At 54.9% G+C, this 15,971-nt stretch carries 12 protein-coding genes; 7 read left to right on the top strand and 5 right to left on the bottom strand.

Annotated elements, in window-relative coordinates:
- The 7 genes from BHV73_RS06835 (at window position 1) to BHV73_RS06805 (ending at window position 10,527) form a co-directional block, all read left to right on the top strand.
- A complete protein-coding gene (locus BHV73_RS06835; protein WP_286737428.1) occupies window positions 1–2,235 on the top strand; it encodes a TonB-dependent receptor in 2,235 nt (744 codons plus the stop codon).
- Window positions 2,236–2,275: 40 nt separating this feature from the next.
- Complete coding sequence (locus BHV73_RS06830; RefSeq protein ID WP_286737427.1) at window positions 2,276–3,226, top strand: sirohydrochlorin cobaltochelatase; 951 nt, start codon at window positions 2,276–2,278, stop codon at window positions 3,224–3,226.
- Between the two features lie 109 nt (window positions 3,227–3,335).
- Window positions 3,336–4,760, top strand: coding sequence for a precorrin-3B C(17)-methyltransferase (gene cobJ, locus BHV73_RS06825; RefSeq protein ID WP_087411994.1), 1,425 nt, complete (start codon window positions 3,336–3,338; stop codon window positions 4,758–4,760).
- A gap of 42 nt (window positions 4,761–4,802) precedes the next feature.
- Entirely contained in the window at window positions 4,803–6,035 is a 1,233-nt protein-coding gene (cbiE, locus tag BHV73_RS06820; protein WP_286737426.1) for a precorrin-6y C5,15-methyltransferase (decarboxylating) subunit CbiE, read from the top strand.
- Window positions 6,036–6,102: 67 nt separating this feature from the next.
- The gene (gene cobM / locus BHV73_RS06815; protein WP_087412046.1) at window positions 6,103–7,956 is read left to right on the top strand and encodes a precorrin-4 C(11)-methyltransferase; all 1,854 of its coding nucleotides are present in this window, start codon (window positions 6,103–6,105) and stop codon (window positions 7,954–7,956) included.
- A 4-nt stretch (window positions 7,957–7,960) separates the two neighbouring features.
- Window positions 7,961–9,856 carry a cobalt-precorrin-5B (C(1))-methyltransferase CbiD gene (gene cbiD / locus BHV73_RS06810; protein ID WP_039950310.1) on the top strand — a complete coding sequence of 632 codons (1,896 nt, stop codon included), beginning with the start codon at window positions 7,961–7,963 and terminating at the stop codon, window positions 9,854–9,856.
- Entirely contained in the window at window positions 9,853–10,527 is a 675-nt protein-coding gene (locus BHV73_RS06805) for an outer membrane beta-barrel protein (protein ID WP_286737423.1), read from the top strand. The genes cbiD and BHV73_RS06805 overlap by 4 nt, the downstream gene beginning before the upstream one ends.
- A 14-nt stretch (window positions 10,528–10,541) precedes the next feature.
- Here BHV73_RS06805 and BHV73_RS06800 read toward each other — a convergent pair whose 3' ends face one another.
- The 5 genes from BHV73_RS06800 to BHV73_RS06780 form a co-directional block, all read right to left on the bottom strand.
- On the bottom strand, window positions 10,542–11,564 hold the full coding sequence (locus BHV73_RS06800; protein ID WP_286737421.1) for an ABC transporter ATP-binding protein: 1,023 nt from the start codon (window positions 11,562–11,564) through the stop codon (window positions 10,542–10,544).
- 103 nt (window positions 11,565–11,667) lie between these two features.
- Window positions 11,668–12,732 carry an iron chelate uptake ABC transporter family permease subunit gene (locus tag BHV73_RS06795; RefSeq protein ID WP_286737420.1) on the bottom strand — a complete coding sequence of 355 codons (1,065 nt, stop codon included), beginning with the start codon at window positions 12,730–12,732 and terminating at the stop codon, window positions 11,668–11,670.
- Complete coding sequence (locus BHV73_RS06790) at window positions 12,729–13,898, bottom strand: ABC transporter substrate-binding protein (RefSeq protein WP_009120840.1); 1,170 nt, start codon at window positions 13,896–13,898, stop codon at window positions 12,729–12,731. The genes BHV73_RS06795 and BHV73_RS06790 overlap by 4 nt, the downstream gene beginning before the upstream one ends.
- Before the next feature lie 92 nt (window positions 13,899–13,990).
- Entirely contained in the window at window positions 13,991–15,346 is a 1,356-nt protein-coding gene (locus BHV73_RS06785; protein ID WP_009120839.1) for an FAD-dependent oxidoreductase, read from the bottom strand.
- Between the two features lie 4 nt (window positions 15,347–15,350).
- Window positions 15,351–15,941 (bottom strand): DUF417 family protein, encoded by a 591-nt coding sequence (locus BHV73_RS06780; RefSeq protein WP_009120838.1) that lies wholly within the window; start codon window positions 15,939–15,941, stop codon window positions 15,351–15,353.
- Window positions 15,942–15,971 lie beyond the last annotated feature (30 nt).

The raw sequence follows: 15,971 nt of genomic DNA, 5'->3' as shown, positions 1-15,971 counted from the left end.
ATGAGAACCAAATGTTTATTGGCAGCCATGCTGTGCTGCCTGACACCCCTGCTCCATGCCCAGACCGCATTGAGCGGAAAAGTGGTGAGTGCCGGCACCAACGAGCCCCTCGTAGGGGTAAATATCCGCGTAGACAACAGTCTGACGGGATGCACCACCAACGGAAGAGGAGAATTTACCATCGACAACCTGACCGGCGGACAGCACACGCTGCGCTTCTCCTACATCGGCTTCACCCCCGGGAAATACACTACGGACGGACAGGAGACCGACATCCTCGTAAAGCTGGAAGAGAGTTACAGCAACCTCAGCCAGGTGGTAGTGACCGGAACCGGTACGCACCGCCGCATGACGGACAGCCCCGTTCCCGTCTCCGTAATCACGGCCAAAGAAATAGGCGGCGCCAACGTATCCACGCTGGAAGAAGCGCTGGTGAAACTGACGCCCAACATATCTTCCTACACCAACGGCATGGGCACTACCATGAGCCTGAACGGCATCAACGAGGACTACATACTGATACTGGAAAACGGCAAGCGTCTGGCAGGCGAAGACCGCTACACGCGCATCAACGTGGCCAACATCAAGCGCATCGAGATACTGAACGGCGCAGCATCCGCCCTGTACGGAAGCGATGCCATAGGCGGCGTTATCAACATCATCACGGACGATGCCCGGAACACCGTAAACGTATCCAGCTACACCCACTACTCCGGCGAAGGACGCCTGACGGAAAGCGTCAATGCCGATGTCAATGCGGGCAAGTTCTCCTCTTACACTTCCTACCAGCGCCGTCAGGCAGGAAGCTGGCAGAACAACAACATCGACGAGAACGGCTACGAAACCGGACGTCCTACTTCCGTAGGTTTCTACTCCAACACCGTAAACCAGCGTTTCGTGTTCAATGCCACAGATAAACTGTCGTTCTACGCGCGCGGTACTTATTATGATAACAAAACCCGCCGTCCGCAGGATGCCACCTACTATGCCAAAAGCAAAGGCCAGTTCGTGCAGAAAGACGCCTATACCTACAACCTGAGACACGAGACCTATACCTATGGCGCCGGCATGAAGTACATGATAAACCGTTCGGCCTACATCGACGCGGAATTCTACTCGGACAATTTCTCGTCAGACTATATGTACTTCAAGAAATCGGGCAGCTATCTGCCGGGCGACCAAGTAACCCGCAAGCAAGTGCGCTACTACAACGGAAACATCAAAGGTATCTTCCGCCTGGGCAGCCGCAACAAGCTGTCCGCCGGAGTGGAATACGTAAACGAGGGGCTTGAGAGCGAATCGGACAACATCGACTCCCGCCACATGTACACCCTCGCTTTCTATGCGCAGGATGAAATAAAACTGCCCCTGAACCTGCAAGCCGTACTGGGCATACGCTACATCTACAACGAGAACTTCAAGAATTATGCCACTCCCAACGTATCGCTGATGTACAAGCTCGGCGGACTGAACCTGCGCGCCGCCTATGCGGCAGGCTTCCGTACGCCTACCCTGTCGCAACTCTACGCCACCGACGAGTCCAAGACCAGCAACCGCTACACCACGGGCAACGTCGGTTTGAAACCGGAAAAGAACAACTTCTACTCGCTGAATGCGGAGTACAACTACCGCCGGCTCTCCGTGTCCGTCACCGGGTTCATCAACGACATCCGCGACATGATAAACTACCGCACCCTCTCCGACCAGGAAATACACGACATGGGACTGGACGACAAGCACGCCACCTTCGACGAGATACGCCAGCGCGACAACGTGGACAAAGCCAAGACCAAAGGCATCAGCCTGAACGCCAGCCTGAACCTGGGCGCGGGCTTCAGGGCAGGCGGCGGATACACGTACATGGACACCGAAGCCAAGCAGTTGCAAGCCGACGGCAGCTACGAAGTGTCGCCCATAGACAAAAGCGTCAGGCACATGGGGAACATCAACGGCCAGTGGGAACACGCCTGGAGCTTCTACCGCCTGAACGTAAACGTGCACGGACACCTGCAAGGCGAACGCTACTCGCAAACGTACGGTTACGCTCCCAAATTCCAGCAATGGGATTTGAACACCCGCCATACCTTCAACCTGCAATCCGTGATTCTGGAACCGGGCATAGGCATCGAAAACATCTTCGACAAGACAGACGACCGCCCCTGGAACAACAACTTCTCCACGCTCAACCCGGGACGCTCGGTGTATGTGAGCCTGTCGGTACGATTCAAGAAATAAAACAGTAACCATTTTTATAAAACAGCAATCACTTTCGTTTATGAAAACCTCTCTTCTCTCCCTGCTCCTTGCCGTTTCTCTCTTCTGCGCCGCGCACGAAGGGGGAAACTTCGTGTCGAGCGATATGCTCGCAAGTATGAAACCCGGCGAAAAGGCCGCGTTGCTTATGGTGCACTTCGGCACGACGCACGACGATACGCGCGCGCAGACGATTGACGCCGTCAATGCCCAGGCGCGCAAGGCTTTTCCCAACCTGGAATTTCGCGAAGCCTACACTTCGCGCATCATCATACGCCGCCTCAAGGCGCGCGGCGTCGACAAAGCCACCCCGCTGGACGCGCTGCTCCAACTGCGTGGAGAGGGCTATACGCACATTATCGTGCAAAGCACCAATATCATCGACGGCGTGGAAATGGAGTCGCTCCGCCGTGATGTGGAAAGCGTGCTGCCTTTCTTCAAGGAGATACGCGTAGGCACTCCCCTGCTCTATTCGGTGGAAGACGCGGAAAAAGTAGCCGGTATTCTGGGACGACGCCTCGATGCTTCGGTACGGCAGGGCGCCAAGAAAAAGTCCCAAGAGCACTTCGTATTGGTGGGACACGGCACTTATACGCCCGGTACCGCTGCGTACAGTCAAATGGACTATATGCTGAAAGCGGCCGGATTCGGCAACTTCCATGTGGGGACCATCGAAGGCTATCCCACCTTTGAAACCATGCTGGCGCAACTGAAAGCGGCCCAGGCAAAGAGCGTGACGCTCGTCCCTTTTATGTTTGTAGCCGGCGACCACGCCAAGAACGATATTGCCGGAGAATGGCGGGAGATGCTTGAGAAAGAAGGCTATACCGTTCATGTGCGTATGGAAGGTTTGGGGCAAATACCTGAGATACAGGAGATATTCGCAGACCATATCCGTTTCGGGCTGAAGCACCGCATGCAGGGCATCATGGAAAAGAAAGCGGCCTATGCGGCAGGAGAAAAAAACGAGTGAGAAAGTTGCATTTTCATGCCTTAATGTGATAAATAGAATGTATCTTTGTAGACTGTAAGCGCAACGCTTACCATGCTCTGCAAGACAGAAGCGATAAGCCAGATAGCAAATGAAACAATCCAAAATAATCGTTGCCGGCATCGGTCCGGGCAATGAGCAAGACATAACACCCGCCGTAATTACCGCTTTGCAGGAAGCCGATGCAGTAGTGGGATATAAATACTACTTCCGTTTTGTCACTCCACACTTACGTCCCGGTACGGAATGTATCGATACGGGGATGAAGCGGGAACGCGTCCGCGCCGAACAGGCTTTTGAACTGGCGGAACAGGGAAAAACGGTGTGCGTCATCAGTTCGGGCGATGCCGGGATTTACGGTATGACGCCCCTTGTGCATGAGATGAAGCGGGAACGGAACAGCGACGTAGAGATTGTTTCCCTGCCGGGTATCAGCGCGTTTCAGAAAGCGGCTTCCCTGCTGGGAGCTCCTGTGGGACATGACTTCTGCGTTATCTCCCTCTCAGACCTGATGACACCGTGGGAACGCATCGAGAAACGCATCATTGCCGCTGCCGCAGCCGATTTCGTGACAGCCGTCTACAATCCCAAAAGCGATGGCCGCTACTGGCAACTTTACCGGCTGAAAGAGCTGTTCCTGCAGGAAGGGCGCTCACCGCAGACGCCCGTAGGATATGTGCGCCAGGCGGGACGTCCCGAACAGGAAGTGCACATAACGACGCTGGAAGCGTTCGACCCCGAAGAGACGGATATGTTTACCGTTGTACTGATAGGCAATTCGCAGTCGTACGAATGGAACGGAGCGATGATTACTCCGCGGGGATATTACCGGGAAGAAGCGGAAACCCACCCTCGGCAACTCCCGACCAACAAAGGACAGGATATTATGATACGGAGTTTCCGCACCATCGAGAAAGAGCTCAAGAACGGAAACATCCCCCTCGACCATAAATGGGCGTTGCTGCACGCCATCCATACCACCGCGGACTTTGAAATGGAAAAGCTGCTGCGCACAGACGACAAAGCAGTGGAAACATTATATCAAGGCATCACCGGAAAGCGTATACGGACTATCGTCACAGATGTGACAATGGCCGCCAGCGGTATTCGCAAAGGGGCTTTGGAGCGTTTGGGCGTAGAGGTGAAATGCTACCTCGGAGACCCTCGCACCGCAGCGATGGCAACGGAGAAAGGAATCACCCGCACACAGGCCGGCACACGCCTTGCCGTCGAAGACCATCCCGACGCCCTCTTTGTATTCGGCAACGCTCCGACAGCCTTAATGGAACTCTGCGACCTTATACGCAAAGGGAAAGCGCATCCGGCAGGGATTATCGCCGCTCCGGTGGGCTTTGTGCACGTACAGGAGTCCAAGCACATGATAAAGCCTTTCACCGCCATCCCGAAGATAATCGTGGAAGGGCGCAAAGGCGGAAGCAACCTTGCCGCGACATTGGTAAACGCCATTTTGTGCTACAATGACGCGGAGCAGCTGCGACCGGGACGGGACGTGTGAAACAACGGTTAAGGATTAACGATTAGTGGTGAGCGATTGGTTATGCAACGGAAATTTATCATTATAGGAACGGACGATAACCGGACGCCTTTCTTTCCGCCGGAAGTATTGGAACACATACGGCGCGGGAAGGTCTTTTCGGGGGGAGTACGGCATAAAGAGATTGTCGGGAACTTGCTACCGGATGATGCGGAATGGATTTCCATTACCGTACCGTTGGAGAATGTATTCGCGCGATATGAGAGAGTGTTCGGCGGTGACGGATGCGGACAAACGGATGCCGGCCACAGGCAAATCGTGGTCTTCGCTTCGGGCGACCCGCTGTTTTTCGGCTTTGCCAATACGGTGAAACGGAAATTGCCGGATGCCGAAATTAAGCTCTACCCCTCTTTCAACTCTCTCCAGACATTGGCGCACCGCCTCGTAATGCCTTATGACGATATGCGCACCGTTTCGCTGACGGGACGTCCCTGGCATGAGTTCGACCGTGCCCTGATAGAGCGCGCTCCCAAGATAGGTATCCTTACCGACCGGGAACATACGCCCGCCGCTATCGCGTCCCGCATGCTGGAATACGGGTATGACCGTTACACCATGTATGTAGGCGAGCATCTCGGCAACCCCGAAAAAGAACGTATCCGCCACATGACGCTGCGGGAAGCGGCGCAAGGCGGTTTCGAGCATCCCAACAACCTGTTGCTTTGCGCCACCGCTTCCTTAGAAGCCCGTCCTTTCGGCATTCCCGACGAACGGTTCGCGCACTTGAACGGACGCGCCCGCATGATAACCAAAGCGCCCGTCCGCCTGCTTACCTTACAGGCGCTGGAGCTGAACCGGCGTCGCGTATTCTGGGATGTCGGTTTCTGCACCGGGTCGGTATCCATCGAAGCCCGGCTGCAATTTCCCCACCTCACGGTCGTTTCCTTCGAGGTACGCGCCGAGGGCGAAGAACTGATGAATATCAACAGCCGCCGCTTCGGTACGCCGGGCATCACGGCAATCACAGGCGATTTCCTGCAAACGGCGACCGATGCTCTCCCCCGCCCCGACGCCGTCTTTATAGGCGGACACGGCGGACGTCTGCCGGAAATGCTGGCGAAGATAAAGGAAAACTTACAGCCCGGCGGATGTATCGTCTTCAACTCCGTATCGGCAGACAGTAAAAACGCGTTCACGAAAGGAGCCGAAGCCGCCGGCCTGATACCGCATCCGTCCGTCCGCATCGCGCTGAATGATTATAACCCCATCGAAATTATGAAAGCGACGCTTTCATAAAACAATAAGACAAGATATATCCATTATGAAAACAGACATACCTGTTATGAAAGCGGACGCTCCCCGCATGAAGACGGCCATCATGCTCGTCTCGGAAGCGGGACTGGCTTCTGCGCGGCTGTTGCTCAAGGAGTTTCCCGAAGCGGAGATTTTCACCCCGCGCCATGAAGACGGATGTACGCACATCGAATCGACCGGCAGCTTCACTGCCGAGAACTTCAACCGTTACGACACATTTATCTTTATCGGAGCCATGGGCATCTGCGTACGCTCCATCGCCCCCTGCGTGAAGAACAAGTACACCGACCCCGCCGTAATCTGCGTGGACAGTACGGGCAGATACGCCATCTCCGTCCTGTCCGGACATATCGGCGGAGCCAACGAACTGACCGCAGCGATAGCCGGCGCATTGGGAGCCGAGCCCGTGATAACCACTCAAAGCGACCTTACCGGACTGTGGGCGTTGGACAAACTGCCCGGACGTTTCGGCTGGTTCCCGATACTCAATGTGGATGCTTCCGCCCTGCGGCTGGCGGAGCTCGCCCAAACTCGCGAGGAGAAGATGAAGGCGTGCATGAACGAGCCTATCCGCCTCTTCGTAAGCGGAAAGCCCACCGCACTGCTGCTGGAAGTCCGCGACAAGGGTACCGACTGGCTGGAAGCGCATCTTCCCCCTCATGTAGAGGTGTTCTATCGTCTGAAAGACATCGAGGTATCCCGCTTCCAACTGGTGCTGTGCGTCTCGCCGCAGGTACATTACATAGAGGGGACGCCGTCTATCTGCTATGTGCCGCGAATGGTGCACGTCGGCATCGGACTTGCCCGCCAGGCCGGGCCTGTGAAGGAAGTGACGGAAGAGATTCTGGACAGGCTGAAAGAATACGGCATTCCCCGGCAGGCCATCGCATCCATCGCTACGATTGACGCCAAGCGTGACGAGCCGGTGGTGAAGTCGCTCCAAAAGGAATACGACGTCTGTTTCTATACGGCCGAAGAGCTGGCGGCGACAGACGTGCCGCACCCCAGCAAAACCGTGATGAAGCACATGGGTACGCCCAGCGTGAGCGAGGCGGCAGCGTTGCTGTCTTCCGGCAACAGTGAGCTGATAATGCCGAAACGTAAAGGCGGGAACTATACGGTAGCCGCCGCTATAAATATCCGCGCCTTGCGCCGGGGACACATCGAGATTGTAGGCGCAGGCCCCGGTGACCCCGACCTTATCTCCGTACGGGGACGGGAGATGCTGGAAAAGGCCGACCTCATCCTCTATGCAGGCAGCCTCGTGCCCCGTGAGCTGACGCTTTGCGCCAAACCGGGCGCAACGGTGCGCAGCTCCGCTTCCATGGATTTGGAAGAACAGTTCGCGCTGATGAAAGAGTTCTACGACAAAGGAAAGTTCATCGTGCGCCTGCATACGGGCGACCCCTGCATCTACGGAGCGATACAGGAACAGATGAACTACTTCGACCGATACGGCATGAGCTATCACATCACGCCGGGCATATCTTCTTTCCAGGCAGCGGCGGCGGCTCTGAAGTCGCAGTTCACCATTCCGGAGAAAGTACAGAGCATCATACTGACCCGCGGCGAAGGACGGACTCCTATGCCCGAACGGGAGAAACTGCACCTCATGGCACGCTCGCAAAGCACCATGTGCATCTTCCTCAGCGCAGGCATCGCAGAACAGGTACAGGCGGAACTTCTGCAAGAGTACCCGGAAACAACCCCCGTAGCCGTATGCTATCACCTCACCTGGCCGGACGAACGCATCTTCCGGGGAGAGCTGAAAGACCTTGCACGGATAGTAAAAGAGAATAACCTGACCCTGACAACCATGATTGTCGTAGGCGAGGCTATCGGCAATCGCGAAGGACTGTCGCGACTGTATGCACACGAATTCAAACACTTATTTAGAAAATAAAAAAATGATATTAGTATTAGGCGGTACAACCGAAGGACGCATAGCCGTCCAAACACTTGAGGAAGCTGGAAAGCCCTTCTATTATTCAACCAAGGGTTACGAACAAGACATTCCTCTGCATAACGGCATCCGCCTGCAAGGTGGCATGGATAAAGACGCTATGGAATCTTTCTGCCGTAAAGAGAACATTTCACTGTTGATAGATGCCGCGCATCCTTTTGCCGAGGAACTGCACAGGAACGTCAACGACGTATCCGACAAGCTTCAGATTCCGGCCATCCTCTACGACCGCATTTACCCCCGCATAGAGAAGCATGACGGTATCGTATGGTGCGACAGTTTTGAAGACGCCGTCCAAAAGATAAAGAAGGAAGAGGTCTACATACTACTGGCGCTGACAGGAGTAAAGAGTATAGGCAAACTGAAAGCGCTCTGGCAGGAAAGCTGCCGCTGCTATTTCCGTATCCTCGACCGTGAGAGTTCACGCGAATTGGCGAGAAGCGAGGCATTCCCCGAAGAATATTTGCGTTACTACCATGCCGGAGAAGACGAACGCCTGCTGATACGGCAGATACGTCCCGATGCTATCGTAATCAAAGAAAGCGGCGCTTCCGGCGGGTTTTCCGAGAAGGTGGAAGCAGCCCAGGAACTGGGCATCCGCATCTTCATCATAAAGCGTCCGCCGCTCCAACCCAATCTCCTGCCCGTAAACGGGCGACACGGTCTGCGAAGAATGGTAGAGCTGTACCATCCCGGATTCTATGACCTGCGCAGCGGGTTCACCACGGGAACATGCGCGGCCGCAGCGGCCGCAGCAGCCATATGGGATATATTCAACCTCGACGGAACTCCCCGTCCCCCGGAGTTTATAGTAACCCTGCCCAATGGAGAGATGATAGGAGTTCCCGTAGAGCCTCAGAAGCAACGTCCCCGTTCCAGTTCCGTCAACGACAACTGGATGGTGGAATCGGAAGCCTGCGTCATAAAAGACGCGGGAGACGACCCCGACATTACCAACGGAATGCAGATTAAGGTGAATATCGCCCTGCCGTTCAATATGGACGAGGTGAACAGTGGAAAGCAGCAAGACGATTATAACATCATCATCGCCGGCGGAGAAGGGATAGGTATCGTCACCATGCCGGGATTAGGACTGGAATTGGGAGCGCCCGCCATTAATCCCACGCCACGCAAGATGATAGAGGAGAATGTAAGGATGTACCTCAGCTATGTCGGCGTGCCTAAAATGAGCAATCCCATCGTTGTGACCATCTCCGTACCCGGCGGCGAGGAAATAGCCAAGCGTACCTTCAATCCCCGTCTGGGCATAGAGGGGGGACTATCCATCATCGGTACGTCGGGTATCGTGAAGCCGTTCTCCAGCGAGGCGTTCGTAAGCTCTATCCGCAAGTCGATGGAAGTGGCGCGCGCCACGGACAGCCCGCGTGTGGTTATCAGTTCCGGGGCAAAGAGCGAACGGTACATCAAGGCCTACTATCCCGGGTTGCCGGTACAGGCCTTTGTACATTACGGAAACTTCATCGGCGAGACGCTGAAGATAGCCGACGAGCTGAAACTGCCCCGCGTCACGCTGGGAGTAATGATAGGCAAAGCCGTGAAACTGGCGGAAGGCCACCTCGATACCCATAGCAAGAAGGTTGTGATGAACAAGGACTTCATTCAGGACATAGCCCGCCGGGCGGAATGCGGCGAAGACGTATCGGCCGCTATCCGGAAGATGAATCTGGCGCGGGAGTTATGGGACATCATTCCCGCGGAAAAGCTGGAAACATTCGCCAAGCTATTGATAGAGCTTTGCGGACAGTGCTGCGCTCCCCTGTTGCCCGACGGAGAGCTCACGATTTTATTAATCGGCGAAGACGGAAAGATATATGTATGAAAAAGGCATTGATGATAATGTGCATGGCGGTCGCCACATCGGCCGTCCGGGCGCAGTTACCTATCTCCTTTTATGCAGAGGCGGGAATCGGAACTTCCCGCCTTTACGGAAAGCACTCCGGCAGTGATACGCAAATAGCCTGCAAAGCGGGGATAGGCGCGGAATACGCGTTGAATAAGACCTGGGCGCTGCGATCCGCTTTGGAATTTGTATCCATAGGCGGCAGGGATGATATGGATTACGTGCGGAACGCCGGGATGAACGAGCTGTACTTGCAGATACCCGTCAGGGTGGCCGCAAGGCTGCCGTTGGGAAAGGATTACCACGCCTCGCTGAATGTCGGCCCGTACATCGCCTGCGGTGTGGGCGGAAAGACATCCGGCAGCATCCCGTATTATTACAGCGGCAGCTCCGCCGACGGAAACCGGCGGTTCAAGATGGATACGTTTGGTTGCGTCCTGGAGAAGAATGCCGGAAACAGGCGGTTGGACGGCGGTATCGTCGTGGGAATCGCTTTGGAATACCGCAGGCTCGTCATCGGTGCAGAGGCACAGGTGGGGCTGGTAAAGGTCAATCAGCAACTGAGGCAGGTAATAGATACGGAAGAGTTCCATAACTACCTGCCCCGAAACTTCGCTTCATTCTTTACCGTAGGATATAAATTCCGATAACGGCCGGATGACTGCTATTTACAAAGCGAGCGCTCATGGAGCTTCGCCAATAAATCCTCGATACTGGTAAGGCGCACCGGTTCTTCACCGGGACGATGCAGGACAAAAGTGCCGTCTCCCTTCAAATCGCCTGTCTCGATACAGGTGTCCGACTCTACGTTGCGGTTGGCGAGGACGCCGTTGCGCTGCAAGGCTTTGCGCACCATGGCGTATCTCTGCCCATGACCCGACAGACGTATCTGAGAGGTATATTCATTGTCTACACGGAACAATCCGGTTTCCAAGTCGAACACGATGCCCTTGCGGGCGAAAAAGCTGCTAAGGCTGCCGTTCAGCGACAGGTCTTCGGGAGTACCGATGGTGACACCGTTCGCCTTGTCCATGAGCCAGATTTTGTCGGCTATTTGCAGAGCCAGTTCGAGGTCGTGCGTGGAGAGGAAAATGGTCTTGTCCGTCTGCCGGCTGAGGTGGTGCAGCAGTTGCATCATTTCCACCTTGCTGGGAAAGTCGAGAAAGGCGGTAGGCTCGTCCAGGTAAATCACAGGAGTTTCCTGCGCAAGCGCTTTGGCTATCATGACTTTCTGACGCTCGCCGTCGCTCAGCGTATGCACCATCCGATACGCAAGGTGAGAAATACCGACCAGGGAAACGGAGTGCTCCACTATATGCCTGTCCTCTTTGGTAAGCGTCCCCCAAAAGCCTGTATAAGGGCTGCGTCCCAGTCCTATCAGCTCCGTAACGGACATGTTGCGGATGTCGCATTTCTCCGTCAGCACTACGCTGATAACGCGCGACAGTTGCTTATCGGTATAGGATTCAATCTCTTTTCCTTGGATACGTATCTCTCCACCCAGTTTGGGCTGGAAAGCGGACAGGGTACGGAGCAATGTGGACTTACCCACTCCGTTGGCACCCAGCAGGCAGGTCAGCTCACCGCTGTTGATGCCGGCGCAGATGCCGTCCGCCACTACCTTCACATCACTCTTACCGGGATAACCGATAGAGAGATTCTCGATATGTATAGTCTCGTTCTTCAATATATATGATATTACAGTTTGATATACTTGATATGGTCGTTTGACGTACTTGATACGCCCGTTTGACATACTTGATACACCCGTTTTGACAGACCTGACATTTTCATTCGTTCAGCTCCCCTTTTCTCTTTCTGAAAAGTACGGACGCAACTACCGGAGCGCCTACCAGCGCAGTTACCGAATTGACGGGCAACGCCCCCTCGAATCCCGGCATACGGGCAATCAGATTGCACACCAACGCCAATGCGGCGCCTACCAGCAAGGTGGCGGGCATCAGGATGCGATGGTCGGACGTATGGAAGATGGCGCGGCACAAATGAGGCACTGCCAGTCCGATAAACATAATAGGCCCGCAGTAGGCGGTGACAATGGCCACCAGCACTCCGGAACAGGATATGACGAGCAGGCGCGCCCGCTTGATGTTCAGTCCCAAGTTGCGTGCATAGCCGTCGCCCAGCAGCAACAGGTTCATGGTCTTTATCAGCAGGAACGACAAGGGCAGCAACACCGCCATAATGCAGACAAACAGCAGCATCTGGTCGCCGGAGACGCGCGCAAAGCTGCCCAGCCCCCAGATGACGTATGCCCGGATATCCTCTTCCACACTGAAGTATTTCAGTACGCCGATAATGGCGCTTGCCACATAGCCTATCATCACGCCGATAATCAGCAGCGTCACATTTCCCTTTACCTTCTGGGAGACGTAGACTATCAGCGCCATCACGGACAATGCCCCGATAATGGCGGCGACGGAGAGCGCCACCTCTCCCATATATCCCAGACGGCTCAGCGCCACACCGCCCATAGCGCCGGACAGCAGCACCACGCAGGCTACTCCCAGGCTCGCTCCCGAACTGATGCCCAGCACCGAAGGTCCTGCCAGCGGATTACGGAACACCGTCTGCATCTGCAAACCGCTGACCGAAAGCCCCGCTCCCGCCACCAACGCCGTAAGAGCCTGCGGCACACGGCTTTTCCAAAGGATATTGCTCCAGATAACTTCCTGATTGCTCATCATATCGGGGGTGGAAGCCGCTCCCGTCCCCCACAGCAATTCCCATATCTTGCCAAACGGGATATGGACGGAGCCCAGCAACAGGTTCAGCAAAAAGAACAGGAAGATGGATGCCAGTATAAGGAGCATCAACGGCAGCACAGGTCTTTTCATCGGTTCAGTCGCTCGTAATAAGTGGGTTTGTAATCGGGAAGCAGGTCGGGATGAAAAGCATGAATCAAATCTTCCAAGACTACCTCGGGCTGCATGGGCATACTCTCATAGAAGGGTTTCTCACGCATATTACAGTAGATTACCCCTTGCTCACGGAAAGCGCGAAAGTCGGCATAGCGAGGGTCTAAGGACTTCAAGGCGTCGTAAGAGAATGTTCCGTCATAGCTGTTGACGATGCGCCAGTAGTCGGCGCTCTCCGCCTGACTGTACACCGTCTCGAAATCCAGTGTCACGCCCCCCGAACGAGGGTCGTCTTTCAGGAAATAGTCTGCCCCGGCATCACGAAACAGCTCGGCGAGGAAACTCTTTCCGCCTACCGCATACCAGTTGCCGCCACGCATTTCACCGCTGAACACCACAGGACGCCTTTTCACACCGGCCACCAGCTCTTTCAGCTCGTTATACCGTTTCTCTATCCCGGCAAACCCGGCATTCGCCTCTGCTTCCCGGCCGATGAACATGCCGATGAACTTTATCCATTCCGCCTGTCCCAGCGGAGTCATCTCCTTATATCCCAAATGCGGAACCAGCGGAATGCCTGTCTCACGCATGGCATCATATCCGCCCCGCTTGAAAGGAGAGATAAAGATGACATCGGGGTTTATGCTCATAATCACCTCATTATCGAAGTTCCCCTCAATCCCTATTTTGGATGTCTTCCCCGATTTCAGACGCTCTTTCATCTCCTTGTTGAACAGGTGGCGGGTACTGGTGATGCCCGCCACGTAGTCGCAGGCATCCAAACGGATGAAGTTGGACAGTTGCAGGGAAGTCATGCAGATGGCATGCTTCACCGGAGTTTCTATCACGGTATAGCCGTCGGGGATACCGGCAGGCTTAGCGCCCTTCGGAACCAAGGCATACCGGAAAGTATTCCCCTCTTCTTTCTGAGGGTCGCGTATGTCCACCAAGCGTACATTTCCCGGCAGATATTTCACCGTATAGCCTTTGGCGTAGACGGGAACAATTGCGGAAGCGGTGTCCGTAACGGAGACCGCAACAGCCGCGGAACCGGAATCGCCGGACGCTTGCCGGGACTTCGCGCCGCAGGAAGTCATAGACAATGCACACGCGAATGCAATACCCATGAGAGGTAATCTGGTCATGATTATTCGGTTTTATATTTCAGAGCACAATATTCGGCAATTTTGGGGAGATACGCAAACTCTCCCCGCACAAATCGCCAAAGAAAAAGAGTCTACAAGTTCATCAAATCGTTCAACGCCTCGCTCATGCTGGGATGCGTGAAGATGAAATCGCGCAGGAAAGTATATTCCTGCCCCGTCTTCATGGCCATTGCCACCAGATTGATGACTTCGCCCGACTCCGCTCCGAACAGGGTACAGCCCAGTATCTTATCGGTATCGGCATCCACCACCACCTTGAACAGCCCGTCCGTATTGCCCAATGTACGGGCACGGGGAATGGCGGCGACGGGGAGTTTGTTTACTTTGATGTTCAAGCCTTTCTTGCGGGCTTCGTCCTCGTTCATGCCGATGCGTGAAAGCGGCGGGTCTATAAATACCGAATAGCTCACCGGCTCACGGTCGGACACCTTACGCTCGCCCGCTCCAAACAAATCCTCGCGGAGAATGCGATAATCGTCCAGCGAGATGTAGGTGAACTGTAAACCGCCTTTCACATCGCCGATGGCGCGGATATTGGGATTGGTGGTCTGCAAATGCTCGTTCACGATGATAGCGCCCCGCTCGTTCACCTCCACCCCAGCCGCAGACAGGTTCAATCCTGCGGTATTGGGGCGGCGTCCGGTAGCCAGAAGAATAGCATCCGCATCCAGCCGCAGCACCTCGCCCGTCACGGCATCCCGGCAGACAACCGCCGTACCGTCCACGGACTGCACACGGGCATTCAGACGGAACGTTACGCCTTTCTTCTCCAGCACCTCTTGCACACTGGCGGCAATGTCACGGTCTTCGCGGGCTATCAGTTCGGAAGAGCTTTCCAGCACCGTCACCTGCGAACCGAAAGAAGCGTACATTGAGGCGAACTCTAAGCCGATATATCCGCCGCCCACGATGACGAGACGCCTGGGCAGCTCCGTCAGTTCCATGATGGAAGTGCTGGTGTACACCTTCGGATTGTCCTTTATCCCCTCGATAGGCGGAATGACGGTTTCGGCTCCCGTATTGACAAATATCCGCGGCGCCTGAAGCCGGATCGTTTCTTCCGCCATGCGTACCTCCACCGCATCGGGGGCGATGAAAGAACCCGTACCCGTATATACCGCTATATTGGGATGGTCTGCCAGATTGCGGTAGTTCTTCTGACGCAGGAAAGAGGTCACTTCCTCTTTCTTTGCCACGGAACGGCGGTAGTACGCCTGTTTCTGTTCCCAGGACGCGCTCTTATCCGCCAGCTCCGCCGAATGTACCAGCGTCTTGGTCGGAATACATCCGATATTGATACACGTACCGCCGTACATCTTATCCGAACGTTCTATCATGGCAACAGTAAAGTTCCGTTTCGCCAGCTCGGCAGCGAGTGTCTTGCCGCCTTTTCCAAAGCCGATAATAATAGCATCATACTTTTTCATACTCTTATTTCTTTAATCGATTCAATACTCTTTTCGCGCTGTCCGCCAGCACCACGATGGCTCCGGCAAGGATGGCGGTATCTTTAATGACCAGTCGTCCGGCTCCGGTCAGCAAGGGGAAGCCATGCTCTCCGCTTCCCAAATCGGGAACCCACACCTCGGGGGTGGTGACGAGGAACGAAAGCGTGCCGACAGTCATTATGAGGGCGAGCGCGGCTCCTGCCAGTCCGATTCCGGGAGAGAATATCCCCAGGAAGGTAAGGATACCGATTGTCATAATCAGTATGCCGAGGCCGCGGGAGAAACCGTAGGTATTGTTCTCCGCGTGCCACCGGTGCTTGGCTTCGTTGAACTCGCCCTCTTTCAGCTTGTATTCCTTGTACTCCGGCGCAGGCTTGTTGTAGAAGAAACTCATGAACGGGCTGTTTGCCACGAACGGTACGATTCCTTCGGCTTCGTAGTTCCAGAATTTCAAACCGCCTATCCATACAAATATCACAAGAATAGCCACACGGATGAGGTTAACACCCTGCTTTTGGGAAGAAGCGGCCAGTGTCAGCGCCGCAAGAAACAGGTTTTGCAATTTCGTTTTCATATCTTTGTTGTTTTAGGTTCACTGAAGAGA

Origin of the sequence: Bacteroides sp. 44_46 (genome assembly GCF_001915465.1) — a bacterium.
GTDB lineage: Bacteria > Bacteroidota > Bacteroidia > Bacteroidales > Bacteroidaceae > Bacteroides > Bacteroides clarus.
This window is presented reverse-complemented; position numbering and strand designations above follow the sequence as displayed.